This is a genomic window from Rothia sp. ZJ1223 (assembly GCF_016900985.1).
Taxonomy (GTDB): Bacteria; Actinomycetota; Actinomycetes; order Actinomycetales; family Micrococcaceae; genus Rothia.
Map to the genome: position 1 here is coordinate 302,622 of NZ_JAFEUT010000004.1, position 15,922 is coordinate 318,543.

Sequence of the window (15,922 nt, forward strand, 5' to 3'; positions counted from 1 at the left end):
TGTGCGGGTAAATCTTATAGTGCGGGGTGGGGCCGCGGGTGTTTACAGTGATTCCAGGTAATGCTGGGCATCAATGGCTGCTGCACAGCCGGAACCTGCCGCGGTGATTGCCTGGCGGTAGGTGGGGTCGATGACGTCACCTGCTGCGAAAACACCGGGGATAGAAGTGCGTGAGGAACGACCATCAACGCGAATGGTTCCCTGCGCGGTCAGTTCCAATTTGTCTTTGACTAAATCAGTGCGGGGATCAGAACCGATAGCAACGAAAACACCCTCAATATCGAGTCGTGACTCAACGCCGGTGCGAGTGTTGCGCAGGGTTGCGTACTCCACTTTGTTCTCGCCTTCAATGGCGGCGATTTCTGAGTCCCACAGAATCTCGATCTTGGGGTTGTCATAAGCACGCTGAGCCATGATTTCTGAGGCGCGGAAAGTATCGCGACGGTGCACAATGTAAACCTTTGACGCGAAGCTGGTGAGGAACAGTGCCTCCTCCAAGGCGGAGTCGCCACCGCCTACAACGGCAAGTGCTTTTTCTTTGAAGAAGAAACCGTCGCAGGTGGCGCACCATGAGACGCCGTGACCGCTGAGGCGCTCTTCACCGTCTACACCGAGTTTGCGGTACTCAGAACCAGTAGAAATAATGACTGATTTCGCCTGGAAAACGCTGCCGTCGGTGAGGGTAACAGTCTTAACATCGCTCTCAAGCTCAAGGGAAGCGACGTCTTCAAAATGGACGTCCGCACCAAAGCGTTCTGCCTGCGCCTGTAGATTACCCATGAGCTCAGGACCCATGATGCCGTTGATGAAGCCGGGGAAGTTCTCAACCTCGGTGGTGGTCATCAGATCGCCACCGGGGGAGATGGATGATGCGAAGACGATGGGGCTGAGGTTGGCTCGTGCGGTGTAAATCGCGGCGGTGTACCCGGCAGGGCCTGAACCGACGATGATGACATCGTGAACGGTCTCATCGGTGGTGCCTGTAGGCTGTGCCTGAACGGGGTCTTCACCTGCAGAGTTAAGATTGACGCTTGCCGCGGCAAAAACGTTGCCGAAGGGTAGAGAAGTGCTCACTAAAACGCCTTTCGTCTGTGGGGCATGTGCTTACACCGGGTTAAACCCGGGATTAGTATCGATTATTCCAAAAGTGCGAAGTATTCTATAGGGCTCAGCCGGTAGTGCCGGTTGCTTGCCCTTTTAACGCTACAAGGACGCGCGTTTCGCCCGGTGAGTGAACGGGTGGGCGAAGGCGCGTCCTGAGCTGTGAGGCGTTAGTTGACGGAGAGCTCCGCGATGCGCAAGCCGTACACGTAGGCGGGGGTGATGGGCTGGGCAAGCAGAGGCGCTTGGTCGAAGCGGATAATGACGAACTGGGTTTCGCCCTTCTGCGCTTCTTCGTTGAGTTTGGTGGTGATTTCGGCGGCGGTGAAGGTGCCTGAACCGACCTCTGTAGCGCCGTCGAGCGAGTTGGTGCTGTTGGTGAAGACGGTGAAGCTGCCACCGGTGCCTGAGACCTGGTTGATGACCAGTTCAGAGACGGTGGTTTCTTCTTTGAGCTCCAGGGAGATTGCGAAGTTATTGACCAGCCCGCCGAAGTTGGGGGAGCCAAACCCGTAGCTCATCCACTGGGTGTTGGGGTTGCCGTCGGTCATGTGCCCCAGGGTGCCATCCTGATCTGCCATGAAGGTGGGATTGGCGGGGGAGAGACGGCTGACGCCGGAGATTACGGGTTTGGGGAGTTCTTCTTTGGTTTCGGTGGGTTCCGGTGAGGGGATTGCGGACGCGCTGGCTGCAATGGATGTAGTGGCTGTAGCGGTTGCGGTGGGATTGGCAGCTGTGTCTTCTGGTTCATCGACCATTCTGCCGAGTTGTGAGTATACGACAGCCGCACCGATCAGAAGCAAGATGATTGCGGCGATGGCGAGCAACCACATGCCTGAGCCGGAATCTTCGTCGTCCTCGTCGTGCTCTACCTCGAACTCGTCGGGTTCGTAGGTGGTTTCGTAGGCTGTCTCGGCGCTATAGGCGGGTTCTTTGAGGGCGCTTGCAGCGGTTGCCGCGGCGGGGGCTGCTACAGACCTTGACGCTTCAAGGGGTTCTGCTCGGCGGGTGGGCTTTTCTGATTCCACCTTTACGTAGCTGTTTTCGCCGGCGTGGGAGGCGGTGTCACCGAAGATATGCTCGCCGAGGGCGTTGGTGTCGTTTGCATTTTGCGCCGCATTAGCGTGTACCAGAGATTCGGTAAGTATAGCCGGGCGGGTATGTGAAGTAATCAGATAAGCGGTGTTCTCTGACTGGCCCAGATCAAGAATCTGAACGTTAGTGCGCGGGGAGGCAGCAACCGTGCGGGCGTTAGCGAGAAGCTGCTCACCGCGTCCTGCACTGGCTGCGACAATAGAGACACTGCGACCCAGTACCTGATCTTGACCATCGTAAATATAAACACCATCGCTGGTTTCAACGATTTTGCCGGTGATGTTGTAACGCTCACCGAGCACGGTACCTGGTGTGAATGGTTGCGACAAGGGCCCTCCCCTATAAATATTGCTGCCTTAGAATGCAAAGTTAAGGCTGTAACTTCAAATAATACCCGGTGAACCGTAGCTAACGGTTCACGTTATGTTTGTGACGGCTATCGTGCGACTGCTCCGTACTGCACAGTGGTGTTGTGTTAGCGGCGTGCGAGTTTGCTGCGAATCGGGTCAGCTAACTGGTCAAATTCGCGCACCTGGAAGATTTGCAGGAAGGCATAGTAAGCGATGGCCATGACAACGCCGCCAACAGCGACAGCGAGTAGGGCGGTTAGCTGGGACTGCCAGGCGAAACCCGCGAAGCTAAAGCCGCCAAGCAACCACAGGGCAACTGCCCCTACCAGGGCTGAGCAGAAGGACGCGAGCGCAACCTGCGCGTGGGTACGCACGATATCGTGTTGCCCGTAGTCGCCGAGTCGGCGGGCAAGGACGCGGTGGCTGAGATAGACCGCCAAGATGTTCTGGGTGGCGTAGGTGCCTGCCAGGGCGAAGATAGTGTAGCGGGCGTCTACTTGTGAGGCTGCGAAGCCTGCGACGACAATGAGTAGGGCTGAGAATACTTGAATGTAGAAGGGGGTTTTCGCGTCTTCTTGGGCGTAGAAGACCCTGCCCATCATGAAGGCGATGGTCAAAAAGGGCCCGCCGAGGGAGATAACGGCGAGGACCTGACCGATTTGGGCACCAACGACGGGGTCGCCGCCTGAGAAGATCATGCCGACGGGACCAGCGAACACTACTAGGGCTACGGCGCAGAAGACGGTGGCAACAGAGGCTACGCGCAGACCCGCTGAGAGGGCGTGGCGCAGACCTGCTGCGTCGTCGCCCTGTGAGGCTTCAGACATACGGTTGAAGAGCACGGTGGCAATGGAGAGACCAATGACGCCGTGGGGCAGGGAGTAGAGCATTGAAGAGTAGTTCAGTGCCGCTACACCCAGAATCGGGATGCCCTGTTCAAGGTATTCCGCGCGAGCACCGGTTACACCAGCGGCAACGCGGGTCAGGTAGAGAAAAGCGAGGTTAGAGACGATGCCGGTAGCAAGCGTCCAGCCTGCCAGCTTGGCTGAATCGCCCAAGCCCATGCCGCGCCACTTGAATTTCGGGCGCAATTTCAAGCCCACTGTACGCAGGGGCAGCAACAAAATGAGTGCCTGACAAATAACGCCCAGGGTCGCTGAACCAGCCAATACCAGGGTCTGGGTGGACGTCCACGACTCCAAAGAATGTAGCGGCGGGTTGCTCATCCGCTGAGCACCAAAGCCCCAGATAAAGCCCAGCACACCAATAATCGCTACAACGTTATTGACTACCGGCGCCCACATGAACCAGCCAAAAGCACCGCGGGCATTGAGCACCTGACCAATAATGGTGTAAATGCCGTAAAAAAGGATCTGCGGAAAACACCACAGCGCAAAAATGAAACCGAGTTCGCGCTGCTCCGGCGACCAGCCGCGTCCCATCACCGTAATAATCGGCCACGCGCACACCACAACCACCACAGTGACAGCAAAAATACCCGTCACCGCCAGCGTCACCAAACGCGAGACGAAATCAGAGCCACCGTCATCGTGCTTAGCAGCCTTAATAATCTGCGGCACCAACACCGCATTGAAAATACCGCCGGCCACCAACACATAAATCAGGTTCGGCAAAGTGTTCGATGTTTCAAAAACATCGCCCACCGTTGTTGCTGAACCCAAAGCAATGGTAATCAGAAAAGTTTTAACAAAACCCAGCACACGAGAAACCATCGTTCCCGCAGCCATAATTGCGCTCGATAAAGCACCGGTACGCGCCACAACAAGCCCTCACTGCCGCTAACCAGCCCCCCCACAAACCTAGGAAAGCTGATGAATAATGTACTCACGCGCAATCTCAGCGATGCGACGCTCGTTCGGAAAAGAAAGCCTACGGCCCAGATCATTAATATCAACCCAGGCAACATCAACTGCCTCGTGATCAGGATCTTTCTCGGTGGTCAAATACCCGCCCGTTGCATTCAACAAAAAATGATGCACCGTTTTATGAACCCGGTGACCACCCACCGTAAACCAATAATCAATACTACCCAGAGAAGCTAAAACATCACCGGCGATGCCCGTCTCTTCTTCAATTTCGCGGGCAGCGGCGTCCTCGTTCGTCTCAACACCCTCAGGGTGACCCTTCGGCAGACACCATTCCACACGTCCGCCCCTGTTCACTCGGGCAATAATCGCTACCGGCAAAGAAGGCTTCTCAAAATCAACAATCACGCCGCCAGCAGAGATTTCCTCAACCGTAGGCAGCATCGACACAGGTGTCACAACCCGATTCTTTGGTGCTCTAGGTACTGGAAAAGTCATGTTACTACCTTACCGAAAACTTGCCCTACCTTTTGCCCGCTTTCACAAGATACCTTCTGACAAACACCTCAAAGTATGCCGAACACCCAAACATCTGGCACGATTAAGGCACTATGGTTGCGAATTTTAAGACATCACACATTGACCCCATTGCCCTTGAACTGGGGGAGCTCTTTGCCCGCCACGGCTTTGAACTGGCACTGGTAGGCGGGCCCGTGCGCGACCTCATCTTGGGTACGAAAGCTATCGACCTTGATTTCACCACTAACGCTTCCCCCGACCAAACCCTAGAGATAACGGCCGAATGGGCGGATGCGACCTGGGATATCGGGCGCGATTTTGGCACCATCGGTATTCGTAAAGGCGATGAAACCGTAGAAATCACCACCTACCGGGCAGATTCTTACGACCCTGATTCACGCAAGCCCACCGTAGCTTTTGGCGATAACCTCAACGACGATCTCTTTCGCCGCGACTTCACCATTAACTCCATGGCGCTACGCCTACCCACTCTCGAACTCGTAGACCCCTATGGGGGCACCCGCGACCTCGAAGCTGGAATCATCCAGACCCCCGGCGCCGCCGAAACCTCTTTCTCCGATGATCCCCTGCGCATGATGCGCGCCGCCCGATTTGCTGCCCGCTTCAACTATGCGCTCGCTGACGATGTTTTCGACGCCATGAAGAACATGGCAGGACGCATTGAAATCATCTCTGCGGAGCGCGTGCGCGATGAACTGACCAAACTTATTCTGGCTGACTCCCCCCGCCGCGGCATCGACTTGCTGATAGACACCGGGCTTGCCGACTACATTCTGCCCGAAATTCCGGCCCTCAAACTGGAGGCTGATGAACACCACCACAAGGACGTCTACCAGCACTCCCTGACCGTCATGGAACAGGCCATAGCCCAAGAAACCGGTGCCGACGGTGCGGTACCCGCCCCCGACTTTGTACTGCGCTTTGCCGCCCTCATGCATGACTGCGGTAAACCGGCCACCCGCAAATTTGAACCCAACGGCACCGTCAGCTTCTTGCATCACGATGTCGTGGGAGCCAAAATCACCAAAAAACGCATGCGCGCCTTACGCTTTGATAACGACACCATCAAAGCGGTCGCTCGCCTCGTCGAGCTGCACATGCGCTTCTATGGGTACGGTGACGCCGGTTGGAGCGACTCGGCCGTACGCCGCTATGTGCGTGACGCCGGCGATTTACTGGAGCGTCTACACCGCCTCACCCGGGCGGACGTCACCACCCGCAATAAACGCAAAGCCAACAAAATCGCCCGCGCCTACGACGACCTCGAACGCCGCATCGAAGAACTCGCCGAACAAGAAGAACTCAACGCCATGCGTCCTGACCTCGACGGTCAGCAAATCATGGCAATCCTAGGCATCAAACCCGGTCCTGCAGTCGGCAAAGCCTACAAATACCTTCTCAACATGAGGCTAGATGAAGGCGCCCTCGGCGAAGAAGAAGCAACCAACCGCCTCAAATCATGGTGGGCAGAACAAGAAACCACCTCATAGCCCCCCACCGGTTAACGACGAAAACCCCACCTCCGCAGGTGGGGTTTTCTCATAAGCCCCTAAAATCCACCGAAAAATCGTCCGCAAGGAGGGTAGAGCTAGCTCTACTTTCCCTTAAAACCAGCCCGCAGAACCTTACACGTCCCCATTCAGTGCCGTAGTATGAACCTAGAAGAGCACCAACACATTCGCTGACACAGGGAGGGAAGTTCGCAATGTTAGAAGTCACGAACCTCACCAAAAAATACGGTGACAAAGTAGCTGTCAACGACATCAGCTTCACCGTGCCTGACGGCAAAGTCACCGGATTCCTCGGCCCCAACGGCGCCGGAAAATCCACCACCATGCGCATGCTCATCGGGCTCGAAAATCCCACCTCAGGCACTGCGCTCGTTGACGGTCAAAAATACACCTCGCTCGCATCACCGCTAGCATCAGTCGGTGCCCTGCTGGATGCAAAAGCCATGCACCCCGGCCGCTCCGGCATGCAGCACCTGCGCTCGCTGGCTCTTACCCACGGTATCCCTAAGAGCCGCGTTGATGAGGTTATCGAGATGACCGGTCTGAGTGCCGTGTCCAAGAAAAAAGTTAAGGGTTTCTCCTTGGGTATGGGGCAGCGCATGGGTATCGCCGGTGCGCTGTTGGGCGACCCTCAGAACGTTATCCTTGATGAGCCCGTTAACGGTCTCGACCCCGAGGGTGTCATCTGGGTACGCAACCTTGCCCGTCACTTAGCCTCCGAGGGCAAATGCGTCCTCATATCATCACACTTGATGAGCGAAATGGCGCAGACCGCTGACGACCTCGTAGTAATCGGCCGCGGTAGGGTACTGGCTAACACCTCTATCAAAGACTTTTTGGAGCAGGCAGATAACTCCCGTCTGCTGGTACGTGCGGACGCACGTGAGCAGCTTGAGCGCATCCTGCGAGACGGTGCTCCCACTGCCGAGGAACTCACCATTACCCCGGTGGAAACTGACGGTCTTATGGTCAGTGGTGTAGATGCCCGTGACCTTGCTCGTAGAGCTATGGAATCAGGCATTGTGCTTCACGAGCTCACTCCGCAGATTGCGACCCTCGAAGAGGTCTATATGCAGATGACCCGCGATGACGTTGAGTACCACTCTGGTGGTTTTGAGCCTGCAGGTTCTGTGATTACGGACGGTGGTAACCCCAGCGTCACCCCGCAGGCAGCACCAGCAACCATGTATGAGAAAGCCCAGACCCCCTGGGGCTCGAAAGGCGAGTAAATGACTACTACAACTTTTTCCCCGAAGGCTTCGCGGTACGCGGACAAGAAACTCTCGTTCTTTGGTGTTGTGCGTTCTGAATTTCTTAAGTTCCGCACTCTCACCACCAACTGGGTGATGACCGGCGTCTTGGCGGTGGTGGTTATCGGGTTCGCCATGCTGGGCGGTCTGTTTATTAACAGCATGTACAAGAGTGCCCTGTCTGCCGCAGAGATGGAGGGCTTGCCTGCCGGATCTGTGGATCAGTCCGCAGCTACAAGTTTCGCGAATGACGTTTTCTCTAACGGTGCAGTGAGCATGGATATGGCAAATATGCTGATTGCATCTATTGCCGTGGTCTTTGTTGCTTCTGAATATGCCACGCGGTCTATAAGTACTACTCTGGCCACAGTACCTAAGCGTTCCATGGTATTTTTCGCCAAGCTACTGATGATGAGTGTTTACAGCTTCACCTTGGGCTTCGTACTGTCGTTGCTTGGGTTCTTTGCTTCTTACGCGATTCTTGAACCTGCAATACGTGATGCTAACCCCTTTGAGGTTGGTGTGCTCTACAACTGCTTGGCAGTAGCCGCCTACTTCATGATGCTTGCGTGGATGGGAATTGGCTTTGGCGCTCTCATGCGTAATAATGCCGGCGGCATCGTATTGGTGGTTTCTTGCCTCTTTGTCTTGCCGATTATGTTTGCGCTTTTTGCTGGAGGTTTTGAATGGGCTACTAATATGGTGCCCTACATGCCTAACTTATTGGGGCACAGCATGGTGGCCTACGAAGTTGCAGCCGACGCTAAACACAATAATCTTGAAGCAGCGGGATACCTTGCCATTTGGTGTGTTGTCCCGGCAGTTTTGGGATACCTGCGATTCCGTTTTACGGATTCCAAGTAGAAAGCTGTAGAAGCCTTGAAGAAGGCTAATGAAACATTACCGGCAGGCGCTGATTTCTCTGAGGAGGGTCAGCGCCTGCTGGCGAAAAGACGCGGCCCGCTGCTGCGGTGGGTTAATGAGCATCCCGGCATTATTAATGTGGCACTGGTGGTTATGCACCTGTTGTCTTTTGTGGTGGGGTCAGCGTCTCAGGTATTGGCAGGGGATTCTGACGCGGGTCAAGCCCCAGGTTTGAGTCAAGGGGCTCAGCTTCTACTGGTGGTATCACTGGGCATTCTCTTTTCTCTGGGGATTTTCTGGCGCAACCGCTATTCATTGTGGCTTTTGTTAGCTAGCGGTGTTGTCGATTTGATTGCTGTAGCATTCCCACTGAACAATGTGGTCAGCGGTGCTACCTCATGGGTTTTTATGTACACCCTGGGTTCACGTGAGCCTTTTAGGCGGGGTCTACTGGGATGTATTTTGTATTCCCTTATGGCTATATCTACACAGGTGTTGCTCTATCTGCGCTCCATCAACAACTCTGGGGATCTCATTAGCGTTGAGTTCTCTGAAGGGGTGGAGTCAGCAACAACGGATTTCCCCTACATTGCAGGGGACATCATTTCTATTGCTCTGTTCTACATCACCCTCTTCTTGGTGGGACGCGCGGTACACCGCAACCGCATGTTTGAACAGGCGCTTCTGGCTGGGTTTAAACAGAATCAGGTTCTGGCTGCTGCTGAGGAACGCAATCGCATTGCTCGCGAGATGCACGATGTAATCGCCCACTCTCTCACAGTGATGATTACTCTTGCTGATGGGGCTAGGTTCGTTGCCGCTAAGAACCCCGAAAAAGCCGGTGAGGTTCTTCAAGAGCTTTCAACGACGGGGCGCACCGCACTTGCTGATATGCGCCGCACTTTGGGTGTATTGCGTTCTGATGAGGGTGAGGATGCGCGTCTAGCCCCCGCCGAGGGTGCGGAAGAAAAAGCGGTGGATAACCTGCGGGTGCTAACCGAGTCTTTTGCTAGCACCGGCATGAAGGCGAGATTTGTACACGAGGGGCAAGAGATCCCCTCTGATAACAATCTGCGGTTGAGTCTTTACCGTATTGTGCAGGAGTCACTGACCAATGCTTTGCGATATGGGCAAAATACCCAGCATATTAGTGTGAAGGTGGAGGTTAACCTGCCAGATATTTGGTTGACTATCATTAATGATGGGTCGCTACTGTGTGATTCTCTGCCACCCAGCATTGGGTCTGGTAAGGGCATTGCGGGTATGAGAGAGCGCGCTGCTTTCTACGGTGGTACGGTGCAAGCAAGCCCTCACGAAGAGGGTGGCTGGCAGGTTAAAGCCCATTTGGCATGGAATAATAGCTAGGAGGGTATATATGGCACCTCAGATAAGAGTTGTTATTGTTGACGATCAGCCCCTCATTCGTATGGGCTTCAAGATGGTCTTGGAGTCCACCGATAATATTCAGGTGGTTGGCGAGGGTGCGAACGGTCTTGAAGGGTACGATCTGGCTCGTTCATTAGCACCCGATGTTGTGCTCATGGACGTTCGTATGCCCTTGCTCAACGGCATTGACGCCACCGCTAAGATTACTGCTGAGACTGATTCAAAGGTCATTATTCTGACCACCTTTGATTTGGATGAGTATGCTTTCTCCGGTCTGCGTGCTGGCGCGAGTGCTTTCATGCTCAAAGACTCAGAACCTGATGAGTTGGTTCGTGCCGTTCAGGTGGTGAGTGCGGGAGATTCTATTGTTGCCCCGCGCATCACTAAAAAACTGGTAGAAGAGTACATCGCGCGTCCTGCTGCTCAAGAGTCGGACGCACGGTACAAACGTCAGCTGGCTCTGCTGACCAAGCGTGAGTACGAGGTGGTTGGCGCTATTGCTGAGGGTTTGTCGAATGCTGAAATTGCCCAGCGTTTCTTCGTCTCTGAGACAACAGTGAAAACCCACGTGCGTTCTATTCTGACTAAACTCGATGTGCGAGATCGCGTGCAGGTGGTTGTTTTCGCCTATGAGAGCGGGCTGGTCAGCCCGGGCGCCCGTAAACAGTAAACTTATAATTTAGATATTGATAAGAGAAAGAGGTTCTTGTGGCTGAGTCATCGCCTCAAAGCTCTCAGGCTGGCAAGAGCCGCCTTTCTTCTGCGGGCAAGAAACCTAAGCCCCGCCGCAACTACAAGCCGCCTAAGGTGATTGCGGGTATTCTCACCGCCAGGGATCGCATTACTGTGCGCAACCGCTTGTTGCTTGTTGCTTTCTCCTTGGCGCTGGTGGGTGCAGTGGTCGCGTCGATTACCAATCACCTCACGACCAATAGCACTCCCGAGCAGGCAGTGAACTCCTACTTGCGCTCACTGGAGCGCGGTAGCTATTTCTCTGCCCTTGATAAAGATGTTTTCACCGCCGATCACAAAATCTTCATTAAAAGCGCCGCTTACCGCAGGTCAACAGGGCGTATCGAAGATCACCGTATTAAGGATGTTGAGACCGCCGGTGTGAATCAGGCTGTAGCGCATGTTGAGGTCAAGGTGCATGACCAGTGGCATACCGTTGATATTCCTGTGGAGCGTCTTGAAAAAGAGGGGCTTTTGAATGACGAGTGGCAGCTGGTTAACCCCACGCAAATAGTGCAGCCTATTGAGGCTCCGCTGCCGCTGGATGCGGTAACTGTGAACGGTGTGAAAACTGATTTAGGTGCCGGTCAGGGGGCTGTAATGCCTAGTGGAGCTACCCAGTGGGGTCTTGTTCTTCTGCCCGGTGAATATCAGTTAGACACACCTAAGGGTTCGTATTATTCCTTGGTAGGCATGAATAAGCCCTTCAGTGTAGCCTTGACTGACAATAAAGTGGAATTGCTGTCACTAGGGGTTCGTCCCTCATCTCGCATGTGGTCCGAGGTTGATGAAGAGGTGAGCAGGCTGGTTAAAAGGTGCGCTGAAGCCCGCAGTCTATCGCCCAGTGGGTGCCCCTCATCTGAGAAATATGTAGAAAACGGAATGTCTTTGCGGGGTAGGGTTGCTGTTCCCGCAGTAGATGATGACAGCGAAAGTGACAGTGATGTTGATGAGCGCGTGGTGGTCGAGAAGGTCCGCTGGAAACTCGTGAATCGACCTGCCCTCGTCCTTGCTCAAAACTTTGAGCAGCCCACTGTCTGGGAAGCTGAGAAACGCTCCCCCGTTGTCTTCGAGCTAACCTACGAAATCGACGGTAAAGCTCAACGTGAAACTATCGAAGCCGCAATTGACGCGCGGGTAGAATCTACAGGTAGCAGCGCGAAAATTGACGTGTCATTGCAGGACGCAGAAAGCATCTTGCAGTAACACATTTCGCACCTACAGATGGAGGGCTATGAGTCAGCAACCCGATCACTATATTCCTACCCCTATTACTGACCAAGAACGAGCAAGCTGGGGTCAGTCAAACGTTCTGTGGGGTGCCACCCCGCAGGTTGTGGTGAGGTCGAAATCCTCGATTGTTGCCTACGTGCTCTGGTTCTTCTTGGGGGGGGGCTAGGTATTCATAAGTTCTACCTGAATGCGCCTTTTATGGGAATCATCTACTTGGCTCTCTTTGGTATCGGCTCACTCACTGTCGCTCTTTTTATCGGGTACATTCCCCTCTTCCTCTGGGGTTTTTTGATGTTTATTGACATCTTTACCATTCCCCTGCGTGTGCGAATCCTCAATGCTATTGCCACCGCCCGCGCCAATCAGGGCTACCGCTACTAAAACTGCTTAGTTCTTAGCTACTAGGACGCGTTGCTTGCTTGATATCTATCGGGTAAGCGGCGCGTTCTTGGCGTAGGTGCGCGCGTCGGTAAATAGCAGGGGCGTAATTAGTGTGAGTTGCACCGAAGTTGCTAGAAAACCTTGTTCAGCCCTGCCCAAAGCCGCCGCACTACTGTAAAGTTGAATGAGTCTGTGTAGCCAACCGGCCAATCCCCGCGAGGCACACAGAACTAGAAGATACTCCTGCTATGGAAATCCCATAGCCGTTTAGCCCAAAGGAGGGGTTTAATCATGCGTGCATACGAACTGATGGTTATCCTCAATCCCGAGGTAGAGGACAAGGCTGTAGAGCCCACCCTCTCGAAATTCCTCGAAGTTGTCACCAAAGACAACGGCACCGTAGACAACATGGACATCTGGGGTCGTCGCCGTCTGGCATACGAAATCCAGAAGAAGTCCGAAGGTATCTACGCAGTCGTTAACTTCACTGCAACCCCTGAGACTGCTGCTGAGCTTGACCGCGTTCTGAACCTGAATGAATCTGTCATGCGCACCAAGATCATCCGCCCGGAAGATCAGCAGATCTCTGCAAAGTAAATTCTTGAAAATTCTCCCGCTGGCACGGTTACTAGACCCTAAAATGTCAGTCGGTGAGTCTACCCTTTCAAGTAATACTTCTTTCGACATTAACAGGAGCTGATTATGGCCGGCGATACCGTTATTACCGTCATTGGTAATCTCACTGGCGATCCCGAGCTTCGTTTCACCCCCAACGGTGCAGCGGTAGCTAACTTCACGATCGCATCAACCCCGCGCGTCTTTGACCGTCAGTCTGGTGAGTGGAAAGAGGGCGAAACCCTCTTCCTGCGCGCGTCCGCCTGGCGTGATGCTGCGGAGAACATCGCCGAAACCCTGAAGAAGGGTATGCGCGTTATCGCGCAGGGCCGTTTGAAGTCCCGTTCATACGAAACTAAAGAAGGCGAACGCCGCACCTCAATGGAGCTAGAGATCGAAGAAATTGGTCCCTCACTCCGTTTCGCGACCGCTTCGGTCAACCGCAATCAGCGCAACGGTGGTAACAACTACGGTGGCGCTGCAAACGGTGGCTTCAATGGCGGTGGTCAGGGTGGTTACAACGCAGGCGGGCAAAATGGCGGCTTCGGCGGTCAGCAGGGCGGTTACAATAACGCCCCAGTAGCCCCGGCAGCTAACCAGTTCAACGCTGGTAGCGGTAATGGCTACAACAACGGTGGCAACACCGGCGGTGGCTTTAACGCGGTACCTGCTGCTCCCGCAGCTGATCCGTGGGGCGCTCAGTCCGGCGGTAACTATGACTGGGGTGGCGGCGCTGACGATGAGCCTCCCTTCTAAAGAGAGCCTCACGCTTCACCGCGTTCACCTTCTTTAACTAAGACCAAAATATCCACCATCCCGCGGTTTGAAACCCGCGGGCTCCCAGACTAATAAGGAGCACCACGATGGCTAAGGCTGAAATCCGTAAGCCCAAACCCAAGCAGAACCCGCTCAAGGCTGCTGACGTTACTGTAATTGACTACAAGGACGTTGCACTGCTGCGTAAGTTCATCTCCGACCGCGGTAAGATCCGTGCTCGTCGCGTTACTGGCGTAACCGTTCAGGAACAGCGCAAGATTGCTCAGGCAATCAAGAATGCACGCGAAGTTGCACTGCTGCCCTACTCAGGCGCTGGCCGCTAAAGAATAAGGAGAGTAGAAGAACATGGCTAAGATCATTCTTACTCAGGAAGTTACCGGTCTCGGTGCTGCAGGCGACGTTGTAACCGTTAAAGACGGTTACTCACGTAACTACTTGCTGCCCCGCGGTTTCGCTGTTACCTGGACCAAAGGCGGCGAGAAGCAGGTTGAGTCAATCAAGGCAGCTCGTGCGGCTCGCGCGAAGGCTAATCTTGAGGACGCTAAGGCACAGGCAGCTAAACTTGCTGCTTCACCCATCACCGTAGCTCACAAGGCTGGTGCTGATGGTCGCCTCTTCGGTACCGTTAAGGCTGAGCACGTAGCTGAAGCTATTGAAGCTACTGGTGCAGGTTCAATTGACAAGCGCTCAATCAACCTCGGTTCAGCAATCAAGTCAACCGGCACTTACAACGTTTCAGTACGTCTGCACGAAGACGTAACTGCTAACGTTGAGCTCGACGTTGTCGCTGAATAATTAACTCTTTTAGGGGTTAGCCCCTAGCGTTAGTTCAAAGGACGCGCTCACCTGCTCTTTAGCGAGAGCGGGTTGGCGCGTCCCTTTGTATGCCTTGATTTTTGTGTTGCCAGCGCTGTTTCTGCCATGCTTGTAGGCATGGCGAAAAAACGTTTGAGTCCGGCGGGGCAGATGCTAGTAGCAGCCGGTATTGCTGAGGGTATTTCGGTGTTGATGCTGCTGGTAGCATTCTTCTTTACAGCGGGTTCTACCTCAGTGGTGGTTACTGTTTTTCTGGTGGCTCTGGTGCTGGGGTCGATTGCTGCTGGTCTTGCTGCTTTACTCGCTCTTGTGGGTTTGGTGAAGTTCAGAGAATACACTCTCTGGCTGAGTTTTCTTCTCGTGGCTGCCTTTGTGTTCAATCCGCTCACTATTTTCATGGGTTTGGTGGTTTTCTCAGGTGTTTAGGTAGAAGTCGTTAAACACTCAGGTTTCTTGCAGGTTTTTTCAAACTACCCCCAAGAATAGGCATGCATAATAGTAGTAAGACTTCGGTGAGAACGTGAAGCAAAATGTGTGTGCTGAATAAACAAGGTAATGCTGAGCCTTGAATATACTCAACACGAAGGCGAGATCTGTATGGGGATCTCGCCTTCGTGTTTAACAAAAAGATTTCCCTCCATATTCGTTAATGTTTGACGAGAACCTGCCCAATGCTTAGAGGAAAGCCAGCAAGAGTGCCACCAGGCTGGCGCCCCAGATTTCTGCCAGAGACACCGCGCTAAGAACACAAGCACCCGCAGTCAGTGCAAGAATTCCCTGCGTTGCATGTACTAGGGCAGGTAAATCATTTCTCTCTTGCAAAAGCGCTCACCGCCAGCAACAAAAAGCCACGGCAATGAGGGAGCTAAGAATCAAACCCGCAGTCGGATCAACAAGACCAATCACAGCAAGCCTCTTGCTGGATGAAAGAAGAATAATCTCTTCTGAGGGTACTAAAACTTTGGGGTTTCTCAGAACCTCACATCGTCGGGTGTACAGCATTTTTTTGTCGAAGATGATGTGAGTTGAAACTTTGCTAATATCATTCGAGGTCTTCAGCCGTTCAGGCAAGACCCCGGACGAGGGAGGCCGTACCCGGTCAGCGACAAGACGGCTCAGAAAGCAAAGATGTACTGGTTGATTCTGATTCTTTCGGGCGTTCTCGAAGCGGTATGGGCGACAGCTCTGGGTAAGTCTGAGGGGTTCACGCGGTTGGTGCCCTCCCTGATTTTCGTGGTTGGGCTGTGCGCCTCGATGGCGGGGCTTGCCTATTCACTCAAGGGGCTCCCCGTGGGTACCGCCTACGCAGTATGGGTCGGTATCGGTGCTATAGTGACGGTCAGCTGGGCGATGCTCACTGGGGCGGAGAGTGCGTCCGCTCTCAAAATTCTTTTTCTCGCCATGATTATTGGTGGCGTTATCGGTCTCAAGGCAGTGTACTAGGA

18 protein-coding genes and 1 riboswitch are annotated in these 15,922 nt (G+C 54.0%); of the genes, 14 read left to right on the plus strand and 4 right to left on the minus strand.

Annotation, left to right across the window (positions count from 1 at the left end; all coding sequences use genetic code 11):
• Positions 1-42 precede the first annotated feature (42 nt).
• The 4 genes from trxB to JTP09_RS07315 form a co-directional block, all read right to left on the minus strand.
• Positions 43-1,074 carry a thioredoxin-disulfide reductase gene (gene trxB, locus JTP09_RS07300; RefSeq protein ID WP_204877782.1) on the minus strand — a complete coding sequence of 344 codons (1,032 nt, stop codon included), beginning with the start codon at positions 1,072-1,074 and terminating at the stop codon, positions 43-45.
• A 197-nt stretch (positions 1,075-1,271) separates the two neighbouring features.
• The gene (locus JTP09_RS07305) at positions 1,272-2,525 is read right to left on the minus strand and encodes a serine/threonine protein kinase (protein WP_204877783.1); all 1,254 of its coding nucleotides are present in this window, start codon (positions 2,523-2,525) and stop codon (positions 1,272-1,274) included.
• A gap of 146 nt (positions 2,526-2,671) precedes the next feature.
• Positions 2,672-4,327: a murein biosynthesis integral membrane protein MurJ gene (gene murJ, locus JTP09_RS07310; RefSeq protein WP_204877784.1), complete on the minus strand. Its 1,656-nt coding sequence runs from the start codon at positions 4,325-4,327 to the stop codon at positions 2,672-2,674.
• 39 nt (positions 4,328-4,366) lie between these two features.
• Complete coding sequence (locus tag JTP09_RS07315; protein ID WP_204877785.1) at positions 4,367-4,870, minus strand: NUDIX hydrolase; 504 nt, start codon at positions 4,868-4,870, stop codon at positions 4,367-4,369.
• Positions 4,871-4,983: 113 nt separating this feature from the next.
• Between JTP09_RS07315 and JTP09_RS07320 the strand changes: the two genes are divergently transcribed.
• The 14 genes from JTP09_RS07320 (at position 4,984) to JTP09_RS07380 (ending at position 15,920) form a co-directional block, all read left to right on the plus strand.
• The gene (locus JTP09_RS07320) at positions 4,984-6,402 is read left to right on the plus strand and encodes a CCA tRNA nucleotidyltransferase (protein WP_204877786.1); all 1,419 of its coding nucleotides are present in this window, start codon (positions 4,984-4,986) and stop codon (positions 6,400-6,402) included.
• Positions 6,403-6,617: 215 nt separating this feature from the next.
• Positions 6,618-7,652, plus strand: a complete 1,035-nt coding sequence (locus tag JTP09_RS07325; RefSeq protein ID WP_204877787.1) for an ABC transporter ATP-binding protein — start codon at positions 6,618-6,620, stop codon at positions 7,650-7,652.
• Entirely contained in the window at positions 7,653-8,537 is an 885-nt protein-coding gene (locus tag JTP09_RS07330; protein ID WP_204877788.1) for an ABC transporter permease subunit, read from the plus strand.
• Positions 8,538-8,552: 15 nt separating this feature from the next.
• Positions 8,553-9,902: a sensor histidine kinase gene (locus JTP09_RS07335; RefSeq protein WP_204877789.1), complete on the plus strand. Its 1,350-nt coding sequence runs from the start codon at positions 8,553-8,555 to the stop codon at positions 9,900-9,902.
• Positions 9,903-9,912: 10 nt separating this feature from the next.
• The gene (locus tag JTP09_RS07340; protein ID WP_204877790.1) at positions 9,913-10,593 is read left to right on the plus strand and encodes a response regulator transcription factor; all 681 of its coding nucleotides are present in this window, start codon (positions 9,913-9,915) and stop codon (positions 10,591-10,593) included.
• 38 nt (positions 10,594-10,631) lie between these two features.
• Positions 10,632-11,861, plus strand: a complete 1,230-nt coding sequence (locus JTP09_RS07345) for a hypothetical protein (protein ID WP_204877791.1) — start codon at positions 10,632-10,634, stop codon at positions 11,859-11,861.
• A 28-nt stretch (positions 11,862-11,889) separates the two neighbouring features.
• A complete protein-coding gene (locus JTP09_RS10080; RefSeq protein ID WP_239478986.1) occupies positions 11,890-12,054 on the plus strand; it encodes a hypothetical protein in 165 nt (54 codons plus the stop codon).
• 32 nt (positions 12,055-12,086) lie between these two features.
• Positions 12,087-12,269 (plus strand): hypothetical protein, encoded by a 183-nt coding sequence (locus JTP09_RS10085; protein WP_239478988.1) that lies wholly within the window; start codon positions 12,087-12,089, stop codon positions 12,267-12,269.
• 291 nt (positions 12,270-12,560) lie between these two features.
• Positions 12,561-12,866 (plus strand): 30S ribosomal protein S6, encoded by a 306-nt coding sequence (gene rpsF / locus JTP09_RS07355; RefSeq protein WP_204877792.1) that lies wholly within the window; start codon positions 12,561-12,563, stop codon positions 12,864-12,866.
• A gap of 105 nt (positions 12,867-12,971) precedes the next feature.
• Complete coding sequence (locus tag JTP09_RS07360; protein WP_204877793.1) at positions 12,972-13,640, plus strand: single-stranded DNA-binding protein; 669 nt, start codon at positions 12,972-12,974, stop codon at positions 13,638-13,640.
• A 107-nt stretch (positions 13,641-13,747) separates the two neighbouring features.
• Positions 13,748-13,984, plus strand: coding sequence for a 30S ribosomal protein S18 (gene rpsR, locus JTP09_RS07365; protein ID WP_004005948.1), 237 nt, complete (start codon positions 13,748-13,750; stop codon positions 13,982-13,984).
• Between the two features lie 22 nt (positions 13,985-14,006).
• Positions 14,007-14,456 (plus strand): 50S ribosomal protein L9, encoded by a 450-nt coding sequence (gene rplI / locus JTP09_RS07370; RefSeq protein WP_204877794.1) that lies wholly within the window; start codon positions 14,007-14,009, stop codon positions 14,454-14,456.
• Positions 14,457-14,594: 138 nt separating this feature from the next.
• Positions 14,595-14,903, plus strand: a complete 309-nt coding sequence (locus tag JTP09_RS07375; protein WP_204877795.1) for a hypothetical protein — start codon at positions 14,595-14,597, stop codon at positions 14,901-14,903.
• A gap of 620 nt (positions 14,904-15,523) precedes the next feature.
• Positions 15,524-15,597, plus strand: a riboswitch (guanidine-III (ykkC-III) riboswitch).
• A gap of 8 nt (positions 15,598-15,605) precedes the next feature.
• Positions 15,606-15,920: a multidrug efflux SMR transporter gene (locus JTP09_RS07380; protein ID WP_204877796.1), complete on the plus strand. Its 315-nt coding sequence runs from the start codon at positions 15,606-15,608 to the stop codon at positions 15,918-15,920.
• The last annotated feature ends 2 nt before the right edge of the window (positions 15,921-15,922 follow it).

Excerpts from the sequence above, each read along its gene's own strand:
- JTP09_RS07315 (WP_204877785.1), bottom strand. The coding sequence starts at position 4,870 with ATGACTTTTCCAGTACCTAGAGCACCAAAGAATCGGGTTGTGACACCT.
- JTP09_RS07320 (WP_204877786.1), top strand. The coding sequence starts at position 4,984 with ATGGTTGCGAATTTTAAGACATCACACATTGACCCCATTGCCCTTGAA.
- JTP09_RS07325 (WP_204877787.1), top strand. The coding sequence starts at position 6,618 with ATGTTAGAAGTCACGAACCTCACCAAAAAATACGGTGACAAAGTAGCT.
- JTP09_RS07330 (WP_204877788.1), top strand. The coding sequence starts at position 7,653 with ATGACTACTACAACTTTTTCCCCGAAGGCTTCGCGGTACGCGGACAAG.
- JTP09_RS07340 (WP_204877790.1), top strand. The coding sequence starts at position 9,913 with ATGGCACCTCAGATAAGAGTTGTTATTGTTGACGATCAGCCCCTCATT.
- JTP09_RS10080 (WP_239478986.1), top strand. The coding sequence starts at position 11,890 with ATGAGTCAGCAACCCGATCACTATATTCCTACCCCTATTACTGACCAA.
- JTP09_RS10085 (WP_239478988.1), top strand. The coding sequence starts at position 12,087 with ATGGGAATCATCTACTTGGCTCTCTTTGGTATCGGCTCACTCACTGTC.
- rpsF (WP_204877792.1), top strand. The coding sequence starts at position 12,561 with ATGCGTGCATACGAACTGATGGTTATCCTCAATCCCGAGGTAGAGGAC.
- JTP09_RS07360 (WP_204877793.1), top strand. The coding sequence starts at position 12,972 with ATGGCCGGCGATACCGTTATTACCGTCATTGGTAATCTCACTGGCGAT.
- rpsR (WP_004005948.1), top strand. The coding sequence starts at position 13,748 with ATGGCTAAGGCTGAAATCCGTAAGCCCAAACCCAAGCAGAACCCGCTC.
- rplI (WP_204877794.1), top strand. The coding sequence starts at position 14,007 with ATGGCTAAGATCATTCTTACTCAGGAAGTTACCGGTCTCGGTGCTGCA.
- JTP09_RS07375 (WP_204877795.1), top strand. The coding sequence starts at position 14,595 with ATGGCGAAAAAACGTTTGAGTCCGGCGGGGCAGATGCTAGTAGCAGCC.
- JTP09_RS07380 (WP_204877796.1), top strand. The coding sequence starts at position 15,606 with ATGTACTGGTTGATTCTGATTCTTTCGGGCGTTCTCGAAGCGGTATGG.